This window comes from Saccharopolyspora sp., from assembly GCF_017434145.1.
Lineage (GTDB): Bacteria > Actinomycetota > Actinomycetes > Mycobacteriales > Pseudonocardiaceae > Saccharopolyspora_C > Saccharopolyspora_C galaxeae.
This window is the reverse complement of record NZ_JAFRFW010000001.1, coordinates 1-3861: the sequence shown is the minus strand read 5'-3', so window position 1 is coordinate 3861 and position 3861 is coordinate 1. Positions and strand designations below refer to the sequence as shown.

Genomic DNA, 3861 nt, shown 5'->3' with positions numbered 1-3861 from the left:
CCGGGCGCGGCGGGCGAAGTCCCGGCTGCGCAACGACTTCGACTGGCACACCATCGCCGCAGGCACCGCCGCGGTCTACGCAGCCGCGGTCCCCGGCGCACACCCCGCGCTGGCCCGCCCCAAGATCGCGACCGGCAACGTCCTCGACCGCCGCTGATTCCGGCCACTCCCCCGTGTCGCCACTCGATCTTTCCGAGTGAACGGACCATTCCGATCTATTTCGCACGCGGTGGTAGGCGTTCTGTTGAGTGGCGGCGGGGCGTGTCGGGCGGCGAAGCCGGTCAGCGGGTGAGTTCGTCCAAGGCGCGGTGGATGCGTTTGGCGGAAATGGGGTGCGGGGTGCCGAGGGATTGGGCGAACAGCGAGACCCGGAACTCCTCGATCATCCAGCCGACCCGCAGGAGCTCCTCGCCCGGCGAGCGCCCGGCGGGCAGCGCGTCGAGCGCGTCCCGGTAGCGCTCCTGCACGTCGTCGACCTGCGCGAGCCGGTCCCGGTCGCGCTGCGGATGGTGCTGCACCTTCTCCAGCCGCTGCTCGAGAGCCCGCAGGTAGCGCTCCACGTCCGGCAACCGGTCCCAGCCGAACTCGGTGACGAAACCGGGATGCAGCAACCCTTCCAGCTGTTCCTTGACATCGGCCAGCGACTCCGCGGGCATCGACCGGGACCGTTCGGCAAGCGCCGAATCGACCCGCTGCGCCACCGCGAGCACCCGCTCGGTCCTGGCAGCCGCGTCCGCGGCGACCTCGCCGAGCCTGCCGCGCACCCGCTCCTGCAGCGCGGCGAAACCGCTCTGCGTCCACACCGGACCACCGGCGTCCGCGACGAGTTTGTCGACCGCGGCGCTGCGGCAGTCTTCGAGCACCTGCACCACATCGCCGTGCGGTGCGGCGCTGAGCACCAGCCGGGTGCGCGGGCTCATGCCGCGCTGCAACGACTTCACCGGCGACGGCAGGTTCAGCAGCAGCAGCTTGCGGGTGCCCTGCCACAGCGCGCGGCGCTGCTCGTGCTCGGTGTCGAACATCCGGACCGCGACGCTGTCCCCTTCGTCCACAAGGGACGGGTAAGCTTTCACCGCGTTGCCGCCGCGGTCCTTCTCGAAGGTCTGCGGAAGTTCGCCGAAGTCCCACGAACGCACTCCGGAGCGCTCCACCGAGTCGGCGGCCGCGGAGATCTCCGCGCGCAACTTCGGCCGCAACCGGCGCTTGAGCTCGCCGAGGTCCTTGGATTCCCCGGCCTTGCCGCCCTTTCCGTCGATGACGCGGAAGGTCATCTTCAGGTGCTCGGGCACCGAGTCGAAGTCGAAGTCCTGCGGCGCAACGGTCACGCCGGTCATCCGGCGCAGCTGCTCGGCCAGCGCGTCCGGCAGCGGCGCCGCCATCACCGGCATCCGGTCCAGCGCGGCCCGCGCGTGGTCGGGAACCGGAACGAAGTTGCGGCGCAACGACTTCGGCAGCGACTTCAGCAGCGCCACCACCAATTCCTCGCGCAACCCCGGGATCTGCCAGTCGAACCCGGCCGGTTCGATCTGGTTGAGCACCGGCAGCGGGATGTGCGCGGTGACGCCGTCGGCGTCCGCGCCCGGCTCGAACTGGTAGGTCAGCGCCAGCCGGTGCCCGTCCTGCTGCCAGGTGTCCGGGTAGTCGTGGCCGGTGACCCGCGCGGATTCCTGGTTGATGAGCATGGACTTCTCGAAGTTGAGCAGGTCCGGTTGCTCGCGGCGGGTCTTCTTCCACCAGCTGTCGAAGTGCCGCCCGGAGACCACGTCCGCGCCGACGCGCTGGTCGTAGAACTCGAACAGCGTCTCGTCGTCGACCCGGATGTCCCTGCGGCGGGCGCGTTCCTCCATCGCCTCGACCTCGGCCAGCAGCCTGCGGTTGTCGTGGAAGAACCGGTGATCGGTGTCCCAGTCCCCTTCCACCAGCGCGTGCCGGATGAACAGCTCCCGGCTCAGCTGCGGGTCGACCTTGCCGTAGGTGACCTTGCGGCCCGCCACCAGCGGCACGCCGTAGAGCGTGACCTTCTCGCTGGCCACCACGGCGGCGCGGTTCTTCTCCCAGTGCGGTTCGCTGTAGCTGCGCTTGACCAGGTGCTGGGCCAGCCGCTCGATCCACTCCGGTTCGACCCGGGCCACCACCCGCGCCCACAGCCGGGAGGTCTCCACCAGCTCGGCGGCCATCACCCACTGCGGGGGCTTCTTGAACAGCGAAGAACCGGGGAAGATGGCGAACTTCGCGCTGCGCGCGCCGAGGTATTCGGTGGCGCCGCGCTGCGGTTTGCCGGATTTCTTGTCGGTGTCCTTGAGCCCGATGTGCGACAACAGCCCGGAAAGCAGCGATTGGTGCACGCGCGCGGCGTCGGCGGGCTCGTCGTTGAGCGACATCTCCAGCCCGTTCGCCATCTGCCGCAGCTGCGAGTAGAGGTCCTGCCACTCGCGCACGCGCAGGTAGTTCAGGAATTCCGCCTTGCACAGCTTGCGGAACTGGTTCGACGACAGCTCCCGCTGCTGCTCGCGCAGGTAGCGCCACAGGTGCACGAACGCCAGGAAGTCGGATTCGGAGTCGCTGAACCGGGAATGCTTCTCGCCCGCCGCCTGCTGGTGCTCCGCCGGGCGCTCCCGCGGGTCCTGGATGGACAGTGCAGCGGCGATCACGAGGACCTCGTGCAGGCAGCCGTTGCGCTCGGCTTCCAGCACCATCCGCGCCAGCCGCGGATCGATCGGCAACCGCGCGAGCGTGCGGCCCACCTCGGTCAGCTTGCGGCCGGAACCGTTCTCGCGCCGGGCGTCCTTTTTGGACTCCTGCAGCGCGCCCAGCTCGTGCAGCAGGTGCACGCCGTCGGTGATCTGCCTGCTGTCCGGCGGCTCCACGAACGGGAACGAGCCGATGTCGCCGAGCCCCAGCGAGGTCATCTGCAGGATCACCGAAGCGAGGTTGGTGCGCAGGATCTCCGGATCGGTGAACTCCGGGCGCGCCAAGAAGTCCTGTTCGGAGTACAGCCGGATGCAGATGCCTTCGGAGACCCGGCCGCAGCGGCCCTTGCGCTGGTTCGCCGACGCCTGCGAGATCGGCTCGATCGGCAGCCGCTGCACCTTGGTGCGGAAGCTGTAGCGGGAGATCCGCGCGGTTCCCGGGTCGATCACGTACTTGATGCCGGGCACCGTCAGCGAGGTCTCCGCGACGTTGGTGGCCAGCACGATCCGGCGGCCGGTGTGCGGCTGGAACGCGCGGTGCTGCTCGGCCGCGGACAGCCGCGCGTACAGCGGAAGCACCTCGGTGTTGCGCAGCCGCAGCTGTTCCAGCGCGTCCGCGGTGTCGCGGATCTCCCGTTCCCCGCTGAGGAACACGAGCACGTCGCCGTCGCCCTCGGCGGACAGTTCGCCGACGGCCTCGCAGATGGCCTGCGGCTGGTCCCGCTCGACGACCGGCTCGTCCGGGTCCGCGGACTCCTCCACCAGCGGCCGGTAGCGCACCTCGACGGGGTAGGTGCGCCCGGAGACCTCCACCACCGGAGCGTCGTCGAAGTGCCGGGAGAACCGGTCCGGGTCGATCGTCGCGGAGGTGATGATCACCTTCAGGTCGGGGCGGCGCGGCAGCAGCTCCTTGAGGTAGCCGAGGATGAAGTCGATGTTCAGGCTGCGCTCGTGCGCCTCGTCGATGATCAGCGTGTCGTACTGCCGCAGCAGCCGGTCGCGCTGGATCTCGGCCAGCAGGATGCCGTCGGTCATCAGCTTGACCAGCGTGGCATCGCCGGTGCGCGCGGTGAACCGCACCTGGTAGCCGACCGCGTCGCCGAGCCCGGTGCCGAGCTCCTCGGCGACCCGCTCGGCCACGGTGCGCGCGGCCAGCCTGCGCGGCTGGGTG

Annotated in this window: 1 protein-coding gene; it reads right to left on the bottom strand. The window is 69.9% G+C overall.

Annotated elements, in window-relative coordinates; translation table 11 throughout:
• Window positions 1-281: 281 nt before the first annotated feature.
• The coding region (gene hrpA, locus IJH84_RS00005) for an ATP-dependent RNA helicase HrpA (protein ID WP_295138625.1) at window positions 282-3861 on the bottom strand (3580 nt) is incomplete at its 5' end.